General features: G+C 46.1%; 21 protein-coding genes, 1 tRNA gene and 1 pseudogene. 14 read left to right on the forward strand and 9 right to left on the reverse strand.

The annotated features are described in order from the left end of the window. Window positions 1-27: 27 nt before the first annotated feature. From FAH66_RS00410 to FAH66_RS00425, 4 genes and pseudogenes are all read right to left on the reverse strand, one after another. Window positions 28-402: pseudogene (locus tag FAH66_RS00410) on the reverse strand (hypothetical protein). Between the two features lie 2 nt (window positions 403-404). Further along, window positions 405-1,691: a phosphatase PAP2/dual specificity phosphatase family protein gene (locus FAH66_RS00415; RefSeq protein WP_244284953.1), complete on the reverse strand. Its 1,287-nt coding sequence runs from the start codon at window positions 1,689-1,691 to the stop codon at window positions 405-407. A 65-nt stretch (window positions 1,692-1,756) separates the two neighbouring features. Continuing rightward, the gene (locus FAH66_RS00420) at window positions 1,757-3,499 is read right to left on the reverse strand and encodes a bifunctional alpha/beta hydrolase/class I SAM-dependent methyltransferase (protein WP_137040130.1); all 1,743 of its coding nucleotides are present in this window, start codon (window positions 3,497-3,499) and stop codon (window positions 1,757-1,759) included. Between the two features lie 98 nt (window positions 3,500-3,597). Next, on the reverse strand, window positions 3,598-4,398 hold the full coding sequence (locus FAH66_RS00425; RefSeq protein WP_137040132.1) for a PP2C family protein-serine/threonine phosphatase: 801 nt from the start codon (window positions 4,396-4,398) through the stop codon (window positions 3,598-3,600). A 231-nt stretch (window positions 4,399-4,629) separates the two neighbouring features. Here FAH66_RS00425 and FAH66_RS00430 point away from each other — a divergent pair, with 231 nt between their 5' ends. Continuing rightward, window positions 4,630-4,914 carry a PepSY domain-containing protein gene (locus FAH66_RS00430; RefSeq protein WP_137040134.1) on the forward strand — a complete coding sequence of 95 codons (285 nt, stop codon included), beginning with the start codon at window positions 4,630-4,632 and terminating at the stop codon, window positions 4,912-4,914. A gap of 165 nt (window positions 4,915-5,079) precedes the next feature. Then, complete coding sequence (locus FAH66_RS00435) at window positions 5,080-6,924, forward strand: Pycsar system effector family protein (RefSeq protein WP_137040136.1); 1,845 nt, start codon at window positions 5,080-5,082, stop codon at window positions 6,922-6,924. Window positions 6,925-7,064: 140 nt separating this feature from the next. On the opposite strand, the gene FAH66_RS00440 is transcribed toward FAH66_RS00435, so the two are convergent. Beyond that, the gene (locus FAH66_RS00440; RefSeq protein ID WP_137040138.1) at window positions 7,065-7,664 is read right to left on the reverse strand and encodes a CDP-alcohol phosphatidyltransferase family protein; all 600 of its coding nucleotides are present in this window, start codon (window positions 7,662-7,664) and stop codon (window positions 7,065-7,067) included. 120 nt (window positions 7,665-7,784) lie between these two features. On the opposite strand from FAH66_RS00440, the gene queC reads away from it, so the two are divergent. Next, window positions 7,785-8,444 (forward strand): 7-cyano-7-deazaguanine synthase QueC, encoded by a 660-nt coding sequence (queC, locus tag FAH66_RS00445; protein ID WP_137040140.1) that lies wholly within the window; start codon window positions 7,785-7,787, stop codon window positions 8,442-8,444. 95 nt (window positions 8,445-8,539) lie between these two features. Here queC and FAH66_RS00450 read toward each other — a convergent pair whose 3' ends face one another. Continuing rightward, a complete protein-coding gene (locus FAH66_RS00450; protein WP_137040142.1) occupies window positions 8,540-9,601 on the reverse strand; it encodes a L,D-transpeptidase in 1,062 nt (353 codons plus the stop codon). A gap of 139 nt (window positions 9,602-9,740) precedes the next feature. Between FAH66_RS00450 and rlmD the strand changes: the two genes are divergently transcribed. From rlmD to FAH66_RS00500, 10 genes are all read left to right on the forward strand, one after another. Beyond that, window positions 9,741-11,066, forward strand: a complete 1,326-nt coding sequence (gene rlmD / locus FAH66_RS00455; protein ID WP_137040144.1) for a 23S rRNA (uracil(1939)-C(5))-methyltransferase RlmD — start codon at window positions 9,741-9,743, stop codon at window positions 11,064-11,066. 124 nt (window positions 11,067-11,190) lie between these two features. Then, window positions 11,191-12,666 carry a 23S rRNA methyltransferase gene (locus tag FAH66_RS00460; protein WP_137040146.1) on the forward strand — a complete coding sequence of 492 codons (1,476 nt, stop codon included), beginning with the start codon at window positions 11,191-11,193 and terminating at the stop codon, window positions 12,664-12,666. 23 nt (window positions 12,667-12,689) lie between these two features. Beyond that, window positions 12,690-13,793, forward strand: coding sequence for a response regulator (locus tag FAH66_RS00465; RefSeq protein WP_003684312.1), 1,104 nt, complete (start codon window positions 12,690-12,692; stop codon window positions 13,791-13,793). A 10-nt stretch (window positions 13,794-13,803) separates the two neighbouring features. Beyond that, window positions 13,804-14,340, forward strand: a complete 537-nt coding sequence (locus tag FAH66_RS00470) for a GTP-binding protein (RefSeq protein WP_003684400.1) — start codon at window positions 13,804-13,806, stop codon at window positions 14,338-14,340. 1 nt (window position 14,341) lies between these two features. Further along, window positions 14,342-14,983: a hypothetical protein gene (locus FAH66_RS00475; RefSeq protein ID WP_003679679.1), complete on the forward strand. Its 642-nt coding sequence runs from the start codon at window positions 14,342-14,344 to the stop codon at window positions 14,981-14,983. 39 nt (window positions 14,984-15,022) lie between these two features. Further along, window positions 15,023-15,382, forward strand: a complete 360-nt coding sequence (locus tag FAH66_RS00480; RefSeq protein WP_003684442.1) for a roadblock/LC7 domain-containing protein — start codon at window positions 15,023-15,025, stop codon at window positions 15,380-15,382. An 83-nt stretch (window positions 15,383-15,465) separates the two neighbouring features. Next, complete coding sequence (locus FAH66_RS00485; RefSeq protein ID WP_137040148.1) at window positions 15,466-16,158, forward strand: IS1595-like element ISNesp1 family transposase; 693 nt, start codon at window positions 15,466-15,468, stop codon at window positions 16,156-16,158. A 50-nt stretch (window positions 16,159-16,208) separates the two neighbouring features. After that, window positions 16,209-16,284 (forward strand) — tRNA-Asn (locus tag FAH66_RS00490). A 197-nt stretch (window positions 16,285-16,481) separates the two neighbouring features. Further along, the gene (locus FAH66_RS00495) at window positions 16,482-17,273 is read left to right on the forward strand and encodes a fimb protein (protein WP_137040150.1); all 792 of its coding nucleotides are present in this window, start codon (window positions 16,482-16,484) and stop codon (window positions 17,271-17,273) included. Window positions 17,274-17,533: 260 nt separating this feature from the next. After that, window positions 17,534-19,093 carry a TerC family protein gene (locus tag FAH66_RS00500; RefSeq protein ID WP_137040152.1) on the forward strand — a complete coding sequence of 520 codons (1,560 nt, stop codon included), beginning with the start codon at window positions 17,534-17,536 and terminating at the stop codon, window positions 19,091-19,093. Between the two features lie 63 nt (window positions 19,094-19,156). On the opposite strand, the gene FAH66_RS00505 is transcribed toward FAH66_RS00500, so the two are convergent. Then, the gene (locus FAH66_RS00505) at window positions 19,157-20,260 is read right to left on the reverse strand and encodes an anhydro-N-acetylmuramic acid kinase (RefSeq protein ID WP_137040154.1); all 1,104 of its coding nucleotides are present in this window, start codon (window positions 20,258-20,260) and stop codon (window positions 19,157-19,159) included. Window positions 20,261-20,413: 153 nt separating this feature from the next. Here FAH66_RS00505 and FAH66_RS00510 point away from each other — a divergent pair, with 153 nt between their 5' ends. Next, a complete protein-coding gene (locus FAH66_RS00510; protein WP_003684438.1) occupies window positions 20,414-21,988 on the forward strand; it encodes an inorganic phosphate transporter in 1,575 nt (524 codons plus the stop codon). A gap of 347 nt (window positions 21,989-22,335) precedes the next feature. Here the strand turns inward: FAH66_RS00510 and FAH66_RS00515 are convergent, their stop codons facing one another. Together FAH66_RS00515 and aroC are read right to left on the reverse strand one after the other, a co-directional pair. Continuing rightward, window positions 22,336-22,773 (reverse strand): ProQ/FINO family protein, encoded by a 438-nt coding sequence (locus FAH66_RS00515; protein ID WP_049329508.1) that lies wholly within the window; start codon window positions 22,771-22,773, stop codon window positions 22,336-22,338. A 117-nt stretch (window positions 22,774-22,890) separates the two neighbouring features. Beyond that, complete coding sequence (gene aroC, locus FAH66_RS00520; RefSeq protein ID WP_137040156.1) at window positions 22,891-23,991, reverse strand: chorismate synthase; 1,101 nt, start codon at window positions 23,989-23,991, stop codon at window positions 22,891-22,893. Window positions 23,992-24,046: the final 55 nt, after the last annotated feature.

Here is a 24,046-nt window from a genome sequence, read left to right on the forward strand (position 1 = left end):
TTGGTTTGGGTAAATCAGCCAAAATAATCAAATGCTTTGGATAAGCAAAATTAAAAATTGTGCAGCGGTCAGGTATAAGCTTTTACGCCATAGGGAAAGTGTGCCGTTTATTCGTTGGGTCAACGTACGGCTGCCTGAAATTTGACGTAAACCGTTTTGCTGTAAGGCGTAGTCAAAGTCTTCAGGAGAGTAGCGGTTGTCGGCAAAGTCTTGGAACACGCGACGATCGAAGTGAATACGGATATGGCAGTACAACAAAACTGCTGCCAAGACAAGTTGCACCGCAAACTATGCGCCGCCATATTTTACCGACAAGGCGAGCAGTAAGGCGTTGCAGGCGGCAACATAATGTGCGGTAGAGAGCAGGTGGGCGGTAATACGGCTGTCGGTTGCGTTGTTCATCATTATCCTTGTTTTAAACGGTTGGCAGCAGCTTCGACTGCTTTGGCAGTGGCCGGCGATAATACCATTTGCGGTCGAGCCTGTTTGAGTTCGGCCTTCGCTTGCGCCAAGTCTTTGCAGCCACCATAGACCAGCAGCCACGTCAGCACCACTGCGGCACTTCTTCCATAACCTAAAGCGCAACATACCAGCACTTTGCCGTGTTTTTGGCGCAAGGTTTCCAATATCAAGGCCGTCTGAACCAAATCGCTTTCAGACGGCGTTACCATATCCAGTAAAGGTAGGGCGCGATATTCTCCTTGATGGCTACGGCAGGGATATTCGGCACATACATCCAATACGGCAGGCAGATGGTTTGAAATCCCCAAAACGCTGCCAATCCATACATCATGGCGGACTTGTGCCGTTTTCACCTTACCGCGTAACCAATACGCCATGTTTAGCCGTACGCCCACCAGATAAGGCAACAGTAAAACCATCGCTGCCGCCGATAATTTACCGTTGGCCTGTTTTTGGAAGAAGGCCGCATTTCCAGTCAAATAGGCAAAGGCCACCATCAGCAAAGACACGCTAATCCATATAAACCACAGCCACGCGCCACCCAGCAGCGCAGGCAAAGCCATTAAACACGCGCCAAGCAAATACAGCAGCGCAATCTTTCTTGAGCGTACATCACTTGAGTCCAGTCTTAACGGCGAAGTCATCTGATGCGGGAAAGCCCACAACACCAGCCAGCCGAGTAATGCGCCGGTCAGCACGTCAATAAAATGATGTTGGTAAGTCGTCAGTACCGACAAGGCAATCAGGCTTTGCCATAAGAAAAGCGGCAGGCGGATTTTTGGAAAGCGCGTCCAATAAAATGCACCCACGATAATCGCCAACGCGATATGCAAAGATGGCGCTTGGTTATACAGCAAATCAAATGCAGCCAATGAATCAAACAGCCAGCCTGACAGTCCATCGGCAGGCGGTTTAGGCCACTCGAAACGCAGCGGAAACAGTACAAAGCAAACAGTCGCAATCAGTTGGGCGGCTACAAGGTGCGCTACATATCGGTTTTGTTCATGCGTATTACGACAAAGAAAAAATGCCACGGCATACATCAGGTTTAGCGACCAATAAGGCACAATCGTCCATGCCCAAAACGGAATATTGCTCTCCCATGCAAAAGCGATTTCAGGCACATAGTCCAGCGATGCCGTGTAATGATTGGAGATGCCGTAGCTGGCGTAAAACAGGATACCGACTAAGATCAGCTTGAGCAGGGAGGTTTTGAGAGAGGGTTTCATGGATAGGTACATGGTTTAAATAAGGCCATCTGAAAGTTAAAAAATTGTTCAGACGGCCTTTATTTTTATTTCTTCACTGCCAAGCTCACGGTGAAAATACCGTCTTCGTCTATCCATTGATGGATTTTTTCAAAACCGGCTTTTTCAACCAGCTGATCCATTTCCTGCTGACTGCGGCGGCGCATTACCCAGTTTGGGCTGCCTGCTTTGTGGCTGGTTAGGGCGCGGGCAATCATTTCCAGTTGCGGATGCCACGGCTGGCCGGTGTAGATCAGGTAGCCGCCGGTTTCAATGACTTCGCCGAAACCGTAGAGTGAGTTCAAAATCAAATCATTGTCGGCAAACAATTCGTGCAGGCCGGAGACGATGCCCAGCGTTGGACGCGGCTGTAAATCGTGATAATTGGCGCAGTCGTAGGCATTGACCTCATTGAAGGTTACCGTGTTTTGTAAGCCACGCTCGGCAATCAGCTTGCGTCCGGCTTCGACATTAATCGGACTGTAATCGCGCAAGCGTACGGAATCAGGCAATGTGTCGGCAGTCAGGGCATCCAATACATAGCGGCCATGACCAGACGCAATATCCAAAACGTGTACAGGTTTGCCTGCTTCACGCAGTTTGGCTGAGGCCGTCTGAATGGCTTTGCCGATATTGACTTTGCGTTGGCGGATACCGCGCCAGCCGATGGCGTTGAGATAGTATTTGTCCACCCATACACCGAAAGCATTGCTGCCTTGCGGTTGATTGCGGTAGACGTAATCCAGCGTGCTGCCCGAGTCAAAACCTGTTTCTTGACCGATTCTCAAGCCTTCACTCCAGCGCGAACCCAGTTTGAGCGAGGCGCGATATGTTGCCCAGAATGCGCCGCGAGGCGTACAAACAGGCAAAGGCGTCGCCAGTTCGTCAGCTTCGCGACGGCTGTCTCCAAATAAGTGCGCTTGAGTCAGATCGACTTGTTGCAAAGGCTGATTGAAACGCTCGCGGATAAAACGGCGCATTTCAATAAACGCGATTTCACGGTTTTGCTCGCCTAAGGTGTCGTGGTAGAAACCGGGCAGGATATGGCGTTCTTTAATATGGCTGCCCAAACGGTTGTAGAAATCATGTTGCGGTTTATGATGAACAACCCAATCGCTGCCTGAAATCAACAGTTGTACAGGCGTAGTAATGGCTTGCGCATCGGCAACCACACGTTCGGCCGCTTCATATAAACCCAGCAGGATGCGCACAGAAATAGCGCGGGCAATAAGCGGATCATTGTCGTAGCTTTTTTGACGTTCGATATTGTGGGTCAGATAGTGGGCTTTGACGTAGCTGTTGACAAAGAAATTGCCACGCCATTTTTGCATCATTTTCAAACCGGTACGGGCAAACGGAACATAGAGCTTGACTTTGAATGCGGGCGATGCCAATACGGCGCAGCGGATTTTCGGGGCGTAGTCGTGCAACCAAGTGGAAACCAATACCGCTCCGACACTTTGCGCAATCACGCAAATGTTTTCAGGTTTGATGCCATATTCGCTTTGAATGTGTCGGATAAAATCATCTACGTCTGCAACCGAAGTGCCGATACTCGGATTATCGCCGCGTTCTCCGGGGCTGTAGCCATGACCGCGCGCATCCCAAGCAAAATAGGCAAAATCATCAAAACCCAGCTCATCCGCCACAAACATCATCCGGCCGGAGTGCTCATGTCCGCGATGGAACAGCACAATGGCTTTGTCGGAAGAACCATCGGCAGCAGGGCGATAGCGGTAGAAAAGCGAAGTACCGTCTTGGGTAGAAAAGTATTTTTGCTGTTCGGACATGAGAAACTCCTAATAGTCATGTTTTTTGAACAGTATCATGACATATCGGACGAATGCAATGATGGAGAGAAATGGTAAAAGATGGTTTCAAATTTCACTTAAAACGGATGACAGTGATTGTTAAAAGGTTGGATAGAGGGTGTTTGGATAATCTTATAAACTATTACCGACATATCATCATAAACTCTTTGTTTCGCAATTAATTTACGAAACACAGTCAGACGGGACTTATCGTTATCATATTGTTGCCAAATTTTTTCTCTTATTTCTTCTGAAAGAGCATCACTTAGGCCGTCTGAACAAAGCAGCAGGCTTTCTCCTGCTTTAAGCGTAAGTTCGATATGGCACATTTTGTCTTGGAATTCGGAATAATCTGCTACTAGATAAGAAGAAACGCCGCCATATATGGTGGCGAACCCTTCTTCTTTTTTATCCGACAAACCATCCAGCAATTCGGAGAGTATCGAGTGATCTTGGGTCAGTTGCTTCCATGTTCCTTGTGTATCAATCAAATAGGCGCGGCTGTCGCCTACGCTGATGATTTTGGTTTGGCCGGTGGTTTGGTCGATTTCTGCGGCAACAAAAGTGGTTGATGAACCCAAATAATCCTCTGCCAGCTCTTGAGATAAAGCGGCTTGTACATGATTGATGGTTTGACGGCTGAGTTTGGCTGTACGGCTTAATAGGTGCATGGCTGATTTGCTGGCTTTTTCGGGATGATTGCTATTGGAAATGCCGTCGGCTATCCCGATGATAAAGCGTGGACGGGTTTCAAGGCATGTTTCAGCGGTTTTGAGTTTATATTGAAACACTTGTTCGCCGTTAAAAAGGGCATCTTGGTTGTGTTGTTGGTTGCTGCCGATTTGTTGGCAAAAGGTGATTTCGCAAAATTTGTTCATGATTTGTCCATTTGTTGGGTGAATATTCGCTGCAGGCTTTTCATCGTTTCTAACCTTCAGGATTTACACTTGGGCAATACGTTTGAAATTTGATGACTAAGGATCAAGGCCGTCTGAACAGTTTTCAGACGGCCTTTACTGTGTTTAACCAAGCACTAATTAACTGCTAATTTTGTCATGTTTTAATACATCCATCGAAACCCGAATACACATTTTAAAAGGAAATCAAACATGAAAAAATTCTTATTGACTGCCATCGTTGCTTTGTCTGCTGCTACTGCCGGTGCCAGCGATTACATCGAACACAAAATCTACAGCGACAAAAACTTCGAGCAAAACCGTGCTAAAGCCGTAAGAATGTTGGAACAACGCGGCTATCAGATTCACGATGTTGATGCCGATAGCCGTCGAGGTCAGCCTGTGTTGGAGGTTGAGGCTTTTAAAAATGGCCGTGAGTACGACATTGTTTTGTCGTATCCTGATTTGCAAATTATCAAAGAACGCATCGATTATTAATATTTCGATATAAAGTAGATTGTCGCAGGGCTTTTGGTCCTGCGACAGTTTGCTATTTAGGCATTTAAAGAATGTAAACAGCATGTAAATTACCTGAAATAAATGAACTAAATATGTTTTTTATTTTCCATGTAGTTCAAAGTGTTTGATGTTGGGAGTCATAATATGAGTTTGAATGATTGGAAGGAAGATGGTCAGCCGAAGCAGATAGGCGACCAAGAACAACCTTTAAACGACGGCGCAGCTGCCAGATCCCAACAGGATGTTGAGTTTTGGGATCACAAGCAAAACGGTGTGGTTGAAAACGAAGTTGAGGTTGTGGCTGGAGCAGTAGAAGGTCAGGAAGTGGTTGAACATCCTGAGATGCCGTCTGAAAAAAGTGAGAAGAAAGCCAAACGCAAAAAAGACAAGGCGAAGAAGAAAAAAAATAAAGCCGAGGATTTGAATGCGTCTGATCTGTTGGGTACGAATAAGGGCGTGGAAACCATGTTCCGCAACGCCGTACGCTCGGAGATGGAATTGTTGGCGCTGGCGACAACTAAAGCGAACATTATGATTTCGCTGAATGGTTTTATTGTTTCTGCACTGATGATTTCGGGCGCGTTTATTTTTTCATCATCGCCCGAGTTTTTGATTCCGGCCAGTACGTTTATGATTACTGCCGCAGCGTCTATCGTGTTTGCATTGCTTTCTGCTTCGCCGGAACGTATCGGCAAAATGCAGGCGGCGCGTACATGGTTGAAGGATTTTGTCCGTGGACGTTCTAAGCTGCGGGATTTGAAAACCCGTCTCAGCAGTACCGAAACGCGCTTTTTTGGCGGCAGCCAACCCAATATTTTGATTTATGAAGACCGTGTAAAACTGCAAAAAGATCAATATTGGGAAATGATGCAGGAGATTATGGGCGACCGTAAACAAATCTATCAAAAGATGAGCGATCATCTTTATTGGCTTGGTTTGTTGGCAGATAAACAGTTTAAATACATTAACTTATCTTATGCGGTGTTCCGCTGGGGCTTGCTGGCTTCGTTGGCGGCATTTATCGGCGTGAAAACATTGCCGTCATTGCTGACGCCTCCGGCCAACAATGCGGCAGAGCTGCGTTCGCTGGGTATCAATATGTTTAACGGAGTATTTGAGCCTTCTGCCGTACAACAGCTCCCGGATGGTAAGTTGCTGATCGCGGAAGACGAACCCAACCATGCGTTCAGTATCATCAGCATTGATAAAACCGGCAGGTTTGTGGAAGACGAGGCATTGGATACACGCGTGATTACAGGTTTCAAACGTCGTCTCAGCGATTTGGAGGCTTTGGCTCGCGACGATGAAGGCTTTATCTACGCACTGACTTCACACTCGCGCACCCGTAAAGGCAACCGCTCGCCTGACCGCGAACACCTGATGCGCTTTAAAATCCAAGACGGCAACGTGTTGGGGCTGACCAGCTACGACAATCTGACGCAGGTTTTGGAAACCGATCACAAGCTGCATGATTTGATTCGCGAGCGAACCAAGGCAGAAGTTTCTTTTGAAGAAATCAATATTGAGGGCATGGCGTTTGATCCGGTGAAAAAACGTCTTGTTTTGGGATTCCGTGATCCTGAGTTCAACAACATGGCTTTAGTTGCGTTTATCAGCAATCCGAAAGATGTGTTTGAGCGCAATGCTAAGCCTGAGTTTGATGAAGTGGCCGTGATTGATATTGATGGCGGCGGTATCCGTTCCCTCAACTATGATCCTGTGTTGAAAACCTACGTGATTGCCAATGAAGTGAAGGATGAGAATGGACAGAAATTCTCACAACTGTGGACTTGGGGCGGTAATCCGACCGATGAACCGCAAAAAATCTCTCTGCCTAATCTGCAACACATCACCAACGTTGAGGCCGTCGATTCGATTACCGTTAACGGCAAGCCGCAGATGATTCTGATGGGCGATGAAGGCAATGCTTCGCAGAAAATTACTGCCAAGTATATGTTGGTAGATTACAGTCAGCTGGGTAAACAGTAAGTTATCTTGGCTACTGGATAAAAGGCCATCTGAAACCATAAACTTTATGGTTTCAGACGGCCTTTTTGTTTTCAGTAAAACAGGTTGATGGGTTTAAATACTCTAATCAACGGTGATTAACCCAAGAACGCGGACAGGTTTCAGACGGCCTTCAAGCCATTGATGACACGTTTGTAACAGGTATAAACCAATGCCGCGCAGGCCAGCCACATAAGGATATAGAAAGTCGAATGGAAGCTACCGTCGATTGCATACCATACGGCCAATGCGCCGATAAAGAATGCGCGGTCACTTTTGCCGAATGGCCCGTCATAACGACGGCCGTTGCCATGGACTTGTCCCAAAACGCCGCAAAACTCAGTCATTGCCGCCAGCCAAATAAACAGGGCGATTTGTATGCCGCCGAAGGGAACGATAAAGGCAAAAGGCAGATACAAAGCAGCATCGGCGGCAATATCGGTGATTTCATTCAAATAACCGCCTAATGCCGATTGCTGGCCGAACTCCCGTGCCAGCATGCCGTCCATTGCATTCAGCGCCATGCGGACAAACAACCAAATCGGCAAAAGCCAGAATAATGTGGATACACCTGCAAACAATGCTAAAAGCAAACCAATCAAAATAGAAACGGCGCAGGCAAACAGAGTAACCTGATTGGCAGTAATGCCTTTTTGATAAAGTCGCTTAACAATGGGGCGCAAAAGGTTTTGGAATTTTGGTTTCAGGGCGTAGATGCTCATAATTATGCTATATAAAAGAAAATGAAGTGCCGTGATTATAAATGAAATCCGTTATAATCCGTCAATCTTCGAATCACGCGGTTCGCAAACCTCCTGCGTTAACAAAACTAGGAATTTACTATGGAAAAACAGCAGGCCCTCGTTATTTTTTCGGGCGGGCAGGATTCAACAACCTGCCTGATTCAGGCAATTCAAACATATGGATGTGAAAATGTGCAGGCCATCACTTTTCAATATGGGCAACGCCACGCCATCGAATTGGAGCGAGCGCGTTGGATTGCCCAAGATTTGGGCGTGAAGCAGACGGTACTCGATTTGAGCCTGATGCAACAGATTACACACAATGCCTTGATGGATGATACGGCATACATTGAAACAGCTCCAGACGGCCTGCCCAATACATTTGTAGATGGACGCAATGCTTTGTTTTTGCTTTACGCCGCTATTTACGCCAAAGGGCAGGGAATACGCCATATCATTGCCGGCGTGTGCGAAACCGATTTTTCGGGTTATCCCGACTGTCGCGATGTGTTTGTCAAGTCGATGAATGTCACGCTGAATCTGGCCATGGATTACGCTTTTCAAATTCACACTCCCTTGATGTATTTAACCAAAGCGCAAACATGGGCGCTGGCAGATGAAATGGGTGTGTTGGATTATATTTGCGAGCATACGCATACCTGTTATAACGGCGTGGTCGGTGGTTGCCATGAATGCCCAAGCTGTATTTTGCGCGAGCGCGGTTTATCAGAATATTTGGAAAGTAAAAAGGTCGTCTGAATTAAGAGGTACATCTATTTCCAATATCCAGTTGTGCGAAAAGGCCGTCTGAAAAATTCATTTCAGACGGCCTTTAGCTATGTATTTTGTTCTGCTTAGAACAGCAAATCTGTCGGTTCGCTACTTGCCGGAGCATCTTTCACAGGAGAAGAAGCTGGGGCAGTAGCCAGTTCGGAAGCGGCTTTAGGTGCGGAGGCAGGAGCATCCGCCGGAGTAGTTACCGGTTTGGCCGCAGGTTTTGCCGGTTTCACCGGAGTCGGACGAACGCTTTGTTTCGGTTCGGATGCTGCCTTGTTTGTATCGTCGGTAGCATCAACTTCGATTTCAGTGCCTTGAGGCAATACCACATCTTTAGCAGGAGCCGGTTTCGGCATGACTTTAGGTTTGCTGTAAGCATCCGTGCCGCTGGTCCATGCCAAAGACTTCAAAGGCGATTTGAGTTTCACGCCTTTGGCGCAGGTCAGACAGTTTGCTGCGCCGGTGCGTCCTTTCAGGATTGCATCCACACGTGCGGCAGGAATGGTTTTGCCGTGCGCTTTTGCCCAGGCGGCAATGCTTTTTTTCAGGGCAGCCGTATCAAGGTTTTTCTTGTCGTATGGGTCACGATAGGCAGCCAGCCACAAGTTTTGGTTGGCATCTTCGTTCAGGCTTGCCATTTGGTAGATAACGGAGGCAGGAGAACCTGTTGCAATGGTTTTGGCGAATTCCAATGCGTCAGGCGATTTCATGCGCACGCAACCATGGCTGCGGACGCCGGGTACGCTGGCAGGGGCATTGGTGCCGTGAATGCCAAGGCTTAATTTAGGGTCGCCAAGACGGACAAATACGGGGCCCAGCGGATTATTTGGACCAGCCGGTACGCTTTTTACGCCATCATTGCGTTCTTTTTGAATGGATTTAGGGATATGCCAAACTGGGTTGTAGGCTTTTGCGCCGATTTTATGTTCGCCCAGATTGGTTTGGGTCATGGCTTTGCCGACGGCAACAGGATAAATTTTGCTTAGTTTGCCGTTGTCGTAGAGGAACAAACGCTGTTGCGTAATATTGATAACGACGTGTTGTCCGGAAGAGGCGGGGGAGACGTCTGGAATAAGCGTGTTTGCAGCAGCGGCTGAAGTTAAAAGGGCGGCTGTCAGGCCGAATAGTATTTTTTTCATGTCGTCTTTTTTTGTAGGGTTTGAAATGAAAGTTTTTGGCGCATGATACCTGAAACTCTGTGTTTTTGTGAGAAAATATGCGCTTTCGGTATTGGAAGACAGTTAAATGGTCGGGGAGCGGCTGAGTGACGGAAACGGTATGGGTGTGAAAGAACAGTATCAAGAAACGGAAGTTTTTTCTTTGGATTATGAGGGCAGGGGTGTTGCCAGAGTTGATGGGAAGGCCGTATTTATCGGCGGTGCGCTGCCTGGAGAGCGTGTAACGTTTGTCATACATAAAGAGAAAAAGCAGTTTGCCGAGGCTCAAGTTGAAAAGGTTTTGAAGGCTTCTTCCGAACGTGTCGAGCCCGCATGTTGCTATTTTGATACATGTGGCGGCTGTTCGCTTCAACATGTTTCTTTCGGAGCGCAAGTTGCATTAAAGCAACGGATTTTGGAAGAACAGTTGGAACGGATAGGTAAGGTCAAGCCGGAGATAATTTTACCCCCTTTATATGGTTACTCCTGGTATTATCGCGATAGGGCGCGTTTAAGTGTTTCGGCGGATAAGCAAGGCCGTCTGAAACTCGGTTTTCAGGCCAAAAAAAGCCATGATGTCGTCAATATCCGCCATTGCCATATTTTGCCTAAGCATGTGTCCGATAGATTGCCTGATGTCCGCAATTTGCTGCAAAAGCTGCATGATGACGGTGTAAAAGTGAAATTTGTTGAGTTTTATTGCGGGAAAAATGTGACGGTACTCAACATTCGTTTCGTAAATCAACCGTTTGAACAAATATTAAGCGAATTGTGTAATTGGTTTGATAAGATATTGTTGGGTGCTGAAAAGGCATGGCAAATATGGTTGCAGGATCATGCTGAGTCCTTGCCGTTTTACCCTGAGAACGCGCCTACCCTGAACTATACTTTTGCTCAATTTGATGTGGAAATGCCTTATAAGCCTGGTGATTTTACGCAGATTAATGCTCAGCTGAACGAAGTGATGGTGGCAAGGGCCGTCAGGCTTTTAAACCCTCAAAAAGGGGAGCGGATTGCCGATCTGTTTTGCGGTTTGGGCAATTTCAGTGTGCCGCTGGCAAAAAGTGGCGCATCGGTTGTCGGTATTGAAGGTGCCGATTATCTGATAGATAGGGCAAGGGAAAATGCACGCCTGAATCGTTGTGCCGAGAATATGACGTTTTCTGTTGCAGACTTATTCGATACCGATGAAAAGACTGTTGAGTCGTGGGGACGATTTGACAAGATGTTGCTGGATCCGCCGAGAAACGGGGCTTATGCTGTTGTCAAATCGCTACACAAGCCGTTTTTGCCTCAGAAGATAGTGTATGTTTCGTGTAATCCATCAACATTTGCACGAGATGCCGGTGTCTTGGTTGATAAGGGCTATAAGTTTAAGGCGGCAGGAATCATGAATATGTTTGCGCAAACCTCGCATGTTGAATCCATCGGTGTGTTTGAGTTGTAAATTGGTATCAAGTCCTTTATGTGAGTAGGGTTTTTAATGTAAAAATGAGTGCATTCATGTTATCATCATTCGTTTGGGGAATTAATAACGTTGAAGTTGCGTGTAAAGCAACAGATGTTAATAAATGCAGTTTGCAGCACAAGACCGGGAGGTGTTCTTGAACTATCAACTTTTAACTATTTTTTTGCTGGTGCTTTTTTTGCTGGTGTTGGTTTTTGTTCGTCATAAACAAAGTAACAATTCAGACAAACAAAGCGCACATGCATCAAAAAGCGGCCGTACGTCTGCTGCTCATACAGCCTCCTCTGAGGATGGAAACGACTGGATTGAGAAAGTCAACCAGACAGTTTCCAATGCGGATAATCAAGACTGGGAATGGGGTGGAAGCGGCTCAAACGATGCAACAGCTTCTGTTTCCGCACAAGAAGTCGATCCGTTGACCGAATATCAGGTTTATAAACAGTTCGGCTATGAGAGCAAAGCAGCGGAGTCTTTGGCCGGTTATCTCAATACTTTGGAAGACGGTGCTCCGGAAAAGCTGGTTCATGAATTAATCGGTTTGAATCTGCGTGTCGGCAATATCGACATGCTGGCGGATACGCTTGAGCGTCATAGTGCCTCCCTTTCTGAAGACAGCATAGCCGAATACCTGAAAGCCGGTCTGGCTTTGGATTCTACTAACCTGCGCCTGCGTGTTTTTGCCGAGCATCATCTTGGTTGGAATATGCAGGAAGTGGATCGTCAAATTGGCGAACAAAGCGGTTTGGAAGTTGCTTCCGACGAGCATATTGTCTTTGAGAACGACTCGGTTGAGCGCATTGTCGTTCCAGGCATGGGCAAACGTGCGCCTATCGTATTAGGCAAGAAAGATTTTGGCGAAATCAGCCCTGAAGAGATGGGCGCGGTTATTGGTTTTGCCAAACCGGAGCGTAGTGCAAAAATCTTGAAAGACAAGATTAGCTACGAGACTGCTTTGCATCAATACAACAAAGCAATCCAAACTTCTGCGAAGCCCGCTGGTCTCATTATCGATGCCTTGCGTCTGGATTATCAGAATGAAGAAGTAGGGCAGTTTGCCAAGCATCTGTGGAAGCTTTACCACTCTTTGGGTCAATATGGCCGTCAAGTAAAAGAACGTATGCTTGGTTGGGGTTATAACCTTGGTTATCACGAAATTTTTGATGATTTGGAAAAAGGGCCGTCTGAACAGCAAATTAAAGAGATTGGCTTGAAACGCGGTTACATTCAGCCAAGTTCTTTGCAGATGAAAGCCAAATATCGTGAGTTGGTTCAAAAAGACTCTTCAGTTATCAGCGCCAGCTCTTCACCAGCTGATGAGGCTCTGAAAGAAGTGGAATCTTTGTTGGCTTATGGTCAATTGGATTTGGCCATCGGTACTTTGGAACAGGCTGTTTTGCAGTATCCTCAAGAATCGCAGTTGTACATTATCTTGTTTGATTTGTACGAACGCGTTGAAGATTGGGGACGTTTAGAACAATTTCTGCGCTTGTTGCGTGAGCGTGTTGTCAGCCTGCCTGAAGAGGTTGTCTTGGCAATGAGCCGTCTCTTGCAACGAATGAACCAATATTCAAAAAAATAAGATAATCGTAGAAAGTACGAGTGATGAATAATCATTTACCAAAAATTAAAACCATACGGGTTATGTTACAGGAGATGGGCGAGCAACAGCAGGCGGTATTCCGTATGGCATTTAAAATGCACAATACGACGAATTACGTCATCGTTTCCCCTGACTCTGATGAAAAACCGGATTTGGTATTGGTTGATACCGATACTCCGGCAGGTTTAGAAGCTTGGAAAGAGTCGAAGAAAACTTATCCGGAAGTACCTGTGGCTATGTTTTCTTCCGAGTTGCCGACAGTAACGACTCCTTATTTGGCTAAGCCGGTCAAATTCGATACCTTGTTTCCTGTTTTGCGCAGCCTGGCTCAAGGCGGCAATGTTTTTGAGCCGTCTGAACAACAAGCGGCTGAAGAGAATAAAAGACAATCAAATTCAGATGGCACAAGAAAAGCAACCATTCGCCGATTTAATCCAAATAAAGGCTTGTTGGGCGCGCTAAAATTTGCCAGTCAAGGACACCAAGATATTGCTGTCTTGCATGAAGGCAAGCCGATATTAATCGTGTTTCCTAGCATCCAGCGAGTACTGTTGACAGTCAGTGCCAACGAGTTGGAGAAATTGTGTAAGAACGATAACTTGGCTGTCGTGTGTAAGGCTGTTCCTGATAATCCTCAATGGAAAGAAAAAGCCAAAGTTACCATTATGTCATGCTTGTGGCAAATGGCTATTTGGACTGCATCAGGCCGTCTGATTTATCCGATGACGCCGCAAACTGTCTTTACACTCAAGCGGTGGCCAAACTTAACCCGTTTGGCACATGTTCCAGAATCTATGCGTTTGTCGGCATTTCTGACGAAAACGTCTGTTAATCTGAACATCCTCTATAAAGTCATGCCTTTAGAAATGCCTGATATTTTGAACTATTTATCGGCAACATATATGACAGGCTTTTTGGCGACAGATACAGAGTTTGCAACTGATGCGAACAATACGCCTTCATTGAACGAACAGATTGATGTGAATAGCAAAGACGTACCTGAAACAGCAATGAGCAAAGAGGCTCAAAAAATTGCCGGTCCGTCGAAAGAACAACCTCGCGGCCTGTTGCAACGCCTGATGCGTAAGTTGCTGGGTAAATCGTAAAGGACACGTCATGAAAGAAAATAAAATTATCTTTACCGGTCCTGTTGGCGTAGGTAAAACCACTGCAATTTCAGCTTTATCTGATGAACCTCCGGTTCAAACCGATGCATCCGCATCCGATATTACACTTGTCCGTAAGGGGTACACGACTGTGGCGATGGACTACGGTGTCATTCATTTGGATGAGGAAACTAAGGTTCACCTGTATGGTACGCCTGGTCAGGAGCGTTTTAATTTCATGTGGGAAATTCTGAGCCAAGGCAGTATGGGCTTGGTGCTTCTTTTGGATAATACAAGAAGCAATCCATTGAAAGACTTGCAATTCTTCTTGGATGCATTCCGGGAGTTGCTGAAAAAAGCGCCTCTGGTTGTAGGGGTAACGAAGATGGATATCCGATCCTTACCAAGCGTGGATGTTTATCAAAAATATTTAGCACAGAATAATTTTAATGTACCGGTTTTTGAGATTGATGCGCGTCGAAAAGACGATGTAAGACAATTGGTTACTGCCATGTTGTTCTCAATTGACCCCGGATTAGAGGTATAAGATGGAAGCGACACTCTCTTTACAAGCAAATTTATATCCTAAGATTACACCGGCGGGTGCGTATTATGCTGTTTCAAGTGATACGCCCAGTGCCAGCAGAACTTTATTGTATGGTCTGTTGCGTGCAGAGCCGTCTGAAACCATCAGCAGCGAAAAAATCTTGGCGTGGGCGGATACCAGCGACATCAATACCGCTTTGAATCTGCTGTACCGTCTCCAACGCTTGGAATTCTTGTATGGTGATGAGGAAATCAGCACAGACGATATCCATTTGACTGACGAGCAATTGCCTACATTGTTGGAACAGTTGTCTAATTCTGGCAAAGCTTTATTGGCTGATGAAAACGGTTTGTATTTTGCCAATGCCAATTTCCATCACGAGGCTGCGGAAGAGTTGGGCCTTTTGGCGAGCGAAGTGGCCAAAATGGAAGACAATCACCGTCTTTTGATTCGCAATAACCTGCATATCAATAATAGCGCATGGGGTATTTGTGATCCTTCAGGCCAAAGTGAATTGACCTTTTTCCCTCTGTATATTGGCATGACCAAGCTGATTTTGGTAATTGGCGGAATGCCTGACTTAAATAAAGAGGCTTTTGTTACTTTGGTTAAAGTGCTGTACCACCGATACGGCAGCCGTTGATTTTTGCCTGACCGATATTTATTTTAGAATGGAGCGACTATGCAACAACTATTAATCTCTGTATTAAGCGATTTGAACAATACCTCTGCTGATATCACTGCTTCTGCAGTTATTTCTACAGACGGCCTGCCGATCGCAACCATGCTGCCTTCCCACCTGAATGCAGACCGTGTAGGCGCGATGTCGGCAACGCTTTTGGCATTGGGCAATCGTTCCGTGCGTGAGTTGGCTTGCGGTGAGTTGGATCAGGTAATGGTTAAAGGTAAAAACGGCTATATTCTGTTGAGTCAAGCAGGTGAAAAAGCAGTGTTGGCATTGATGGCAAAAGAAAGCGGTAAATTGGGCTTGATTTTGTTAGATGCGAAACGTGCAGCCAAACAAATTGCTGAAATCTTATAAAAGTTTTATAAATTAAAAAGATATAAAAATAGGGGCTGTACTAGATAACTAGGGAAATCTAATTTCAGGTTAAAATAATCCCTATGAGAAGAAGCCGTTTAAGTCAGTACAAACAAAACAAACTGATTGAGCTGTTTATTGCAGGTGTTACCGCACGCACAGCAGCGCAATTAGTCAGTGTTAATAAAAACACATCAGCCTATTACTTTCATCGTTTACGTGTACTAATTTTTCATAACAGCCCGCATCTGGAAATGTTTGATGGCGAAGTAGAAGTTGATGAAAGCTATTTTGGTGGGCAGCGCAAAGGCAAACGCGGTCGCGGTGCAGCCAGCAAAGTGGTTGTATTCGGGCTTCTGAAGCGCAACGGCAAGGTTTACACCGTTGCTGTGCCCAATACACAAACTGCCACTTTATTGCCGATAATACGTGAGCAAGTAAAGCCTGACAGTATTGTTTATACTGATTGTTACAAAAGCTATGACGTACTTGATGTGAGTGAGTTTAGCCACTTTCGCATTAATCACAGCACACATTTTGCTGATCGACAAAATCACATCAACGGAATTGAGAACTTTTGGAATCAGGCAAAACGCCACTTACGTAAGTTTAACGGCATTCCCAAAGAGCATTTTGAGCTGTATTTGAAGGAATGTGAATGGCGTTTTAACCATGGTGAAATAAAAGTTCAAATTTCTATTTTAAAACAATTAGTAAAGCAGAATTTATTCTGGTTATCTAGTACAGCCCCTAAAAATATTTTTGTTTTTATATAGATTGTTGCTTGACAGATTTCTGATATTTTCTATATAATTCCATCTTTAATTCCCCGATAGCTCAGTCGGTAGAGCGACGGACTGTTAATCCGCAGGTCCCTGGTTCGAGCCCAGGTCGGGGAGCCAAATTTTAAAACCACCATGTTGCATGGTGGTTTTTATTTTATCTATTTATTAGTATTTTTAACATATTGATAATGCGTGGTGAGATGGTTGTACTTAATGCTTCAATTTTCAGACGGCCTACCAGCATATTTAAATATCTCATTTATTTTTTAAGCTATACATAATATTTATAGAAAAATAATATCTTATTGTTATTTATGGAAAACTCACATACATTACATTCTTCATCACGCTTTCGGTTCGCATTAAAAAATGCGGCATGGCACTTGTTGATTAGTCTGATTTTGGCAGGATTGGCCGCTTTGTTGGTATTTGGAGTTTGGTATCCTTATCCGTATGCCGAGCTGACAGGTGGATTGGCTTTATATAAACTGGTCATTTCAGTAGATATTGTTTGTGGTCCGTTGCTGACTTTGATTCTTGCCAGTCCGAGCAAGAAACTTAAAGAGAGGATTGTTGATTTTTCCTTAATCGGCATGATTCAGCTGGCTGCTTTGATTTATGGTTTATATAGTGTATCTTTGGCACGTCCAGTGGTTGCTGCATTTGAAACCGATAGGATAAATGTGGTAACTGCTGCAGAAATTGATGTAAATGATTTGAGCCATGCCCCGAAGGATTTGCAGGATTTATCTTGGTTTGGCGCGCGTCGTGTTGGGTTGCGTGAAGCAACGGGTCCGGATGAAGCTAACCAAAGTCTTGATTTGTCTTTGAAAGGTGTTGAACCGAGTATGAGGCCTTCTTGGTGGTTGCCAGATTCGCAGCAGGAACGTGAGAAAATTCGTAAGACAATGAAACCGTTATTTGTCTTGGCAAAAGCCCGTGGCATGAGTGAGGAGTCAATTTTTAAACAGGCTTCGCTGGAAAACGATGGAAAAGAATTGTATTTCTTGCCATTTACCAGTGCGCGCAGTAAAGAATGGGTTGTGATATTGAATGATCAGGCAGATTTCTTGGGTTATGCGCCGATTGATGGTTTTATCAAGTAAGAAAAGGCCGTCTGAAAGCTGGTAAGTGATGGTATAGGCTGTTTTTAAAAGAAAATATGCTGCCAGACTTTGCCTTTCTTTCGTCAAACTGATAAACTGTTTGCCATTATTTTTGACCGAGGCATAAATTTTTCATGAAAGACGCAGAGCAGAGTAGTTGTTATACCGCTTCTTTCCCTTTATTTATGTCCGAACTTTGGCAGTCTGTCCGTTTTAAGCGGAACGGCTGCCTTTTTGTATTTTAAAGGAACACAATCATTATGGATTTCAGTTGGTTGGCAGAGCCGCATACTTGGATAGGCTTTGCCACGCTTCTGGTTTTGGAAGTTGTTTTAGGTATTGATAACCTTGTTTTTGTAGCGATTTTGGCAAACAAGGTTAAACCGTCGCAACGTGATAAGGCGCGGATAACGGGCTTGGGTTTGGCCGTAGTTATTCGGATTTTCATGCTGGGCTTTATGGCGCACATCATGACGCTGACGCGTCCTTTGTTTGAGTTGGGCGGTCTGGAGATTTCCGGTAAAGACATGATTATGTTTGCCGGCGGTATTTTCCTGCTTTATAAAGCAACTACCGAGCTGCACGAACGCCTTGAAGGCCACAATCAATTTGCTGTTGCTGAAGGGCAGAAGAAGCATTCTGCTTTTTGGGGCGTTGTGGCGCAAATCTTGATTTTGGATGCGGTTTTCTCTATCGATTCTGTCATTACGGCAGTGGCGATGGTGGATCATATTGTGGTGGCAATGGGTGCGGTTGTTGTGGCGATGACGGTGATGATTTCCGCCAGCAAACTGTTGACTGCCTTTGTGGATAAGCATCCGACCGTTGTGATGTTGTGTCTGGGTTTCTTGTTGATGATTGGTTTCAGTCTGATTGCGGAAGCCTTCCATTTCCATATTCCGAAAGGCTATTTGTATGCGGCGATCGGCTTCTCGATTTTGATCGAACTGTTTAATCAGGTTTCGCAAAAGAATGCCCGTAAAAATGACTACATCAGCACTTCTTGGCGTAAGCGCACCGCTGAAAATGTGTTGGGTATGATGGGTATCCGCGAAAGCATTTTGGCAAAAGCAGGCGATAATGGCGGCGATGACGAGCATTTTGAAGAAAACGAAAAATCCATGATTCGCAGCGTGCTGACTTTGGCGGAGCGTCCGATTATGGGCGTGATGATTCCGCGTCGGGAGATCGAGAAATTGGATATTTCCCAAAGTCGGGAAGAGCAAAATGCGCAGTTGAAAAATACGCCGTATAGCCGTTTGTTGGTTGTCGGTAAGGCAGGTGTAGATGAGCCTTTGGGCTATATCAGTAAAAAAGATTTGCTGAACCAGCTGCTTGAATCGGGAGAAATCAATATTCAGACGGCCTTGCGCCAACCATTGATTTTGCCGGATAGTACGACGGCGTTGAATGCGATTGAATTGTTCCGTCAAAGCAGCGCGGATTATGCGTTGGTGGTGGATGAATTTGGCGCGGTGTTGGGCATGGTGACCATGAAAGATTTGTTGGAAACCATCGCTGGTGAATTCCCCGAGGAATTCGAGCGTGAGGAAGAAGAAGCTGCTCCAGCCAGTCAGGATGAAACGCTGTCTGTGGATGGTGCATTGGAGTATGTGGAATTGGCTTCTCAGCTAAATCTGCCTGCTCAAGAGGAAGATGCGGACTTCCATACCGTTGCCGGCTTGATTATGGAAGAATTGCAAAGTATTCCTGATGTGGGCGACTTCATTGATTATCATGGCTGGCGTTTTGAAGTGGTTGAGAAGGATGGGCAACGGATTGCCCGTGTGAAAATCAACCGTTTGCCGGAAGAAGAATAAGTAAAGGCTAATATAGTAAAGGCCGTCTGAAAATGTTCAGACGGCCTTTTTATTTGTTCAACTTTAGTTGCCGTAATGTCCTGAGCCTAAGATTCGGTGTGAATGTGCGCCGGTTGCATGGTGGGGATTACTTGGGACCTGATTGCACCAACAGGCTGCAAGCCAGGCAAAAGCGGCTGCTTCGACCCATTGTGGGTCAAGATGGAGCTTGGCTGTGCTGTGCAATTTGGTGTCGGGAGAAAACAGGGTTTCCAAGTCTTGCATCAAAATCGGATTGCGGATGCCGCCGCCGCAGATATAAAGATTATGAATTGCCGGAGCAGCTTGTTTGGTCGCATCAAAAATGGTTTGTGCAGTATAAAAGACCAATGTGCGTATCACATCTTCCGGTTTTTCATTACCTTTCAGACGGCCTTGAAGCCAGCTTAGAGAAAACAACTCTCGGCCTGTACTTTTCGGATAAGGGCGGCTGAAGTAAGGATGGTCGAGCAGGGAAGCGAGCAGGTCAGGGAGGATTTTGCCTTGTGCGGCTTTATACCCGTTTTTGTCGTAAGGCTGCTGCCAAATATGTTGCATCCATGCATCCATCAGCATATTGCCGGGGCCGGTATCGAAGCCGAAAGAAGGGTTGTCGGGCGGGAGGATGCTGATATTGGAAATGCCGCCAATGTTGAGTACGGCACGGGTTTCATTCGCATCTTGAAACAGCGCTTCGTGAAAAGCTGGAACGAGGGGCGCACCTTGACCGTTGCAGGCAAGGTCGCGACTGCGGAAGTCGCCGACCGTGAAAATGCCGGTCAGTTCGGCTAAAAGCGAGAGGTTGACCAATTGAATGCTGTAACCGTGTTCAGGCGCATGGCGGATAGTTTGTCCGTGGCAGCCGATTGCGGCAATGTCTTTGGCCGACAGGTTTTGCTCTGTCAACAGTTGCTGGACGGTTTGGGCGTATAGGCGGCTGAGTGTTTGCGCCAGGATATTGCTTCTATGCAATTCATTTTCGCCTATGTCTTGTAGTGCCAACAATTCTTGGCGCAGGCCGTCTGAATAGGGTAGAAAGCTGTGGGCAATAGCGCGTTGCCATTGCTTGTCCTGCATTTGAATCAGTACGGCATCGGCACCGTCCATGCTGGTTCCGGACATGATGCCGATATAGTATTGGGGTTGCATTTCAGTTACAGAAAGAGAAGGTAAAACGACATTTTAACGCCTTTTGACGTTTTTACGGGAATTTCGGCATTTAATGTAAATAGTTGGTGCAAGAAAGATTACAAAAAGGTTAAAATAACGCGACTCAACATGTTTTCCAAAAGGAAACTTTCCATGGCTCAAACTCAGTCGAGTGCGAACTTGAAGCTGATTAATACGGTTTTTGCCGCTATGCTTGTGAGCATGGTCGGCTATTTTATTTATTGGGGCCTGGGTTATACCCACTACAACCACTCCGGCCTGTTTATCCTTGCTACCTTTTTCGGCGTCTTCATGGCGTTTAATGTGGGTGGCAACGATATTGCCAACTCTTTCGGTACAAGTGTCGGCTCCGGCACTTTGACCATTCCGCAAGCCTTGCTGATCGCGGCAGTATTTGAAGTCAGCGGCGCAGTGATTGCTGGCGGCGAGGTAACAGATACTATCCGTAAGGGTATTGTCGATTTGAATGGCATGCATCTGGATCCGATGCAGTTTGTCTTCATTATGATGTCTGCGCTTTTGGCTGCGGCATTGTGGCTGCTTTTCGCATCGCACAAAGGTCTGCCGGTTTCCACTACACATGCCATTATCGGCGGTATCGTCGGTAGTGCTCTGTGTATGGCGGCATTGAACGGTGTGGATTCTGTTGCGTTGATTCAATGGGACAAGTTGGGCGAAATTGCCTTGTCTTGGATATTGTCTCCGGTTTTGGGCGGCATTGTTTCCTATCTGTTGTTTTCACGAATTAAGAAAAACGTTTTGGACTACAACTCTTGGGCCGATAATACGCTCAAAGGCATCAAGCTGGAGAAGAAAACCTATAAAGAAGAGCACCGCCTGTTTTTTGAAGCCTTGAGTGAATCTGAAAAAGTCGAATACGCCACCAAAATGGCGCATGATGCCCAAATCTATGATGAGCCGGACTTTGATCCTGAAGAATTGCAGTCTGAGTATTATCGCGGTCTGCACCGCTTTGACAGCCGTAAGGGTGAAGTAGATTCTTACAAAGCGCTGCATTCCTGGGTGCCGTTTATTGCTTCTGTCGGTGGCATGATGATTGCGGCAATGTTGATTTTCAAAGGTCTGAAAAATCTGCATTTGGGTATGAGCAACGTCAACAGCTTCCTGACCATTTTCATGATTGGCGCGGCTATTTGGATGGGTACGTTTGTATTTGCCAAAAGTTTAAAACGCAAAGATTTGGATAAATCGACTTTTCAAATGTTCTCATGGATGCAGGTATTTACCGCTTGCGGTTTTGCATTCAGCCATGGTGCGAACGATATTGCCAATGCGATTGGTCCGTTTGCCGCAATTATGGATGTGTTGCGTACCAACAGCATTACTGCTCAAAACGCCGTGCCGCCGATTGCCATGTTGACTTTCGGTATCGCTTTGATTGTCGGCTTGTGGTTTGTCGGCAAAGAAGTGATTAAAACCGTAGGCACCAGCTTGGCAGAAATGCACCCCGCATCAGGTTTTTCTGCTGAGCTTTCTGCTGCTGCCGTCGTGATGGCCGCATCATTTATGGGCTTGCCTGTTTCCAGTACCCATATCTTGGTGGGTGCAGTTTTGGGTATCGGCTTGGTTAACCGCAATGCCAACTGGAAATTGATGAAACCGATCGGCCTTGCTTGGGTTATTACCTTGCCTGCTGCTGCCATTTTGTCTGTTGTCAGCTATTTGATTTTGCAAGCAGTGTTTTAATTGATTATTTGATTTAAAAGGGCCGTCTGAAAGATCGATTTCAGACGGCCTTTGCTTATTTTTGTAAGGGGTAGATTTTAGTTTATTTTAACGATGCATAAATCACGCTGTTCAATGTTTGAACTGATACAAGAATAACCAAGGTAATAGAGAAATACCTTATTGGGAATAGCTTAGAAAAGATTTTGGTTTCAAAACTTGGCTTGGTGAGGATATAAACAAAGCTATTTTTAATCAGCCTACTATAAGGTTAAGGCAATAAAAAGCCCCAATCCATCGACGTTTAAGTGTCGTATTGAACTGGGGTTTTTTCTATTTAGTATGAGCCTTATCAGGCCATCTGAACATTATTCAGCAGCTTTGTTGATCTCAGCTTGTGCAGGAGCCGCTTCTGCTTCAGTGGTAGCCTTAGCGGCTTGGCGTTCGGCTTGTGCAGCCAATGCCTGTTGAACGGCTGGGTGCTGTTGGGCGATGGTTTGTTCTTCTGCGCTGACTTCGCCTTTGAAGCGGTTGTTCAAGTCAAAACGTTTGCCGCCGCGAGCCAGGGCTTTCAGATAGCGTGGACGGCGGCAGTGGTTGGCCAGTACGCGTGCAATCAGTGCAGGGTCGTATTGGGGCAGGGCGGCAACCAAGTCTTGGTCGATACCAACGGCCAACGGTTTGAATCGTTTGAATACATCATATTTGCCGTAAATGTGGTCGGCAATCATGTCTGTCTGTTTTTTCTTGCTCATGGTTTGGACGGCAGATTTCAGCGCAGCGCCCAAAGCGGTTTCTTGTGCCATTGCGGTTGTATTCCTCTAATATAAATCCGTATTTTTGTCATACGGCAATAAGGTGCTATTGTAGTATAAAGACTGTGATTTGGCTAAATTTTTCTGAGAATATTCAGAAATAAATGGTTATTTTTCCAATTTGGCAATGTCCGGTGTATTTACCTGAACGTTGGCATTTTGCGCACGATGGCGTAAGACGTGGTCAATCAATACCAAGGCCAGCATGGCTTCTGCAATCGGAGCGGCGCGTAATCCGACGCAGGGATCGTGGCGGCCGTGTGTGGCAAGTTCGACAGGGTTGCCCTCTATATCAATGCTGCGGCGCGGTGTGGCGATGGAACTGGTCGGCTTGATGGCAATATTCACATGAATGTCTTGTCCGGTGCTGATGCCGCCCAAGATGCCACCTGAGTGGTTGGATAGAAAACCTTGAGGCGTGAGCTCGTCGCCATGCTCGCTGCCGCGTTGCATTACGCTATCAAAACCTGCACCGATTTCCACGCCTTTGACGGCATTAATGCCCATCATGGCATAGGCAATTTCTGCATCGAGGCGGTCAAAAACCGGTTCGCCCAAGCCAACAGGGACGTTGGCTGCTTCGATATGAAGTTTTGCGCCGACAGAATCCAATGATTTGCGCACGCTGTCCATATAGTTTTCCAAGTCCTCAATTTGGCTTTGGTTGGCGGCAAAAAAAGGATTTTGGGAAATATATTCGTAGCCTTCAAACTGGATTTCTTTTTCACCGACTTGGGTAACGTAGGCGGTAATTTCAGTACCGAATTTTTCTTTCAGCCATTTTTTTGCAACTGCTCCGGCTGCAACGCGGGCAGCGGTTTCGCGAGCGGAACTTCTACCGCCGCCGCGATAGTCGCGTGTACCGTATTTGTGCCAGTAGGTGTAATCGGCATGTCCGGGGCGGAAACTGGTGGCGATATTGCCATAGTCTTTGCTGCGTTGGTCGGTATTGCGGATTAGGAGGGCGATGGGTGTGCCGGTGGTTTTGCCTTCGAATACGCCGGAGAGGATTTCGACTTGGTCGGCTTCGCGGCGTTGGGTAACGTGGCGGCTGGTGCCGGGTTTGCGGCGGTCAAGGTCAAATTGGATATCCGCTTCGCTCAATTCTAGTCCGGGCGGGCAGCCGTCAATGATGCAGCCCAAGCCTGCGCCGTGGCTTTCGCCGAAAGTGGTAACGGTAAAGATTTGTCCGAAGGTATTGCCTGCCATAGGGATACTCTTTTGAAGTTGGGTTTGGAAATTTTTTACTTGTTTGGATAATTCT

Origin of the sequence: Neisseria subflava (assembly GCF_005221305.1) — a bacterium.
Lineage (GTDB): Bacteria > Pseudomonadota > Gammaproteobacteria > Burkholderiales > Neisseriaceae > Neisseria > Neisseria subflava.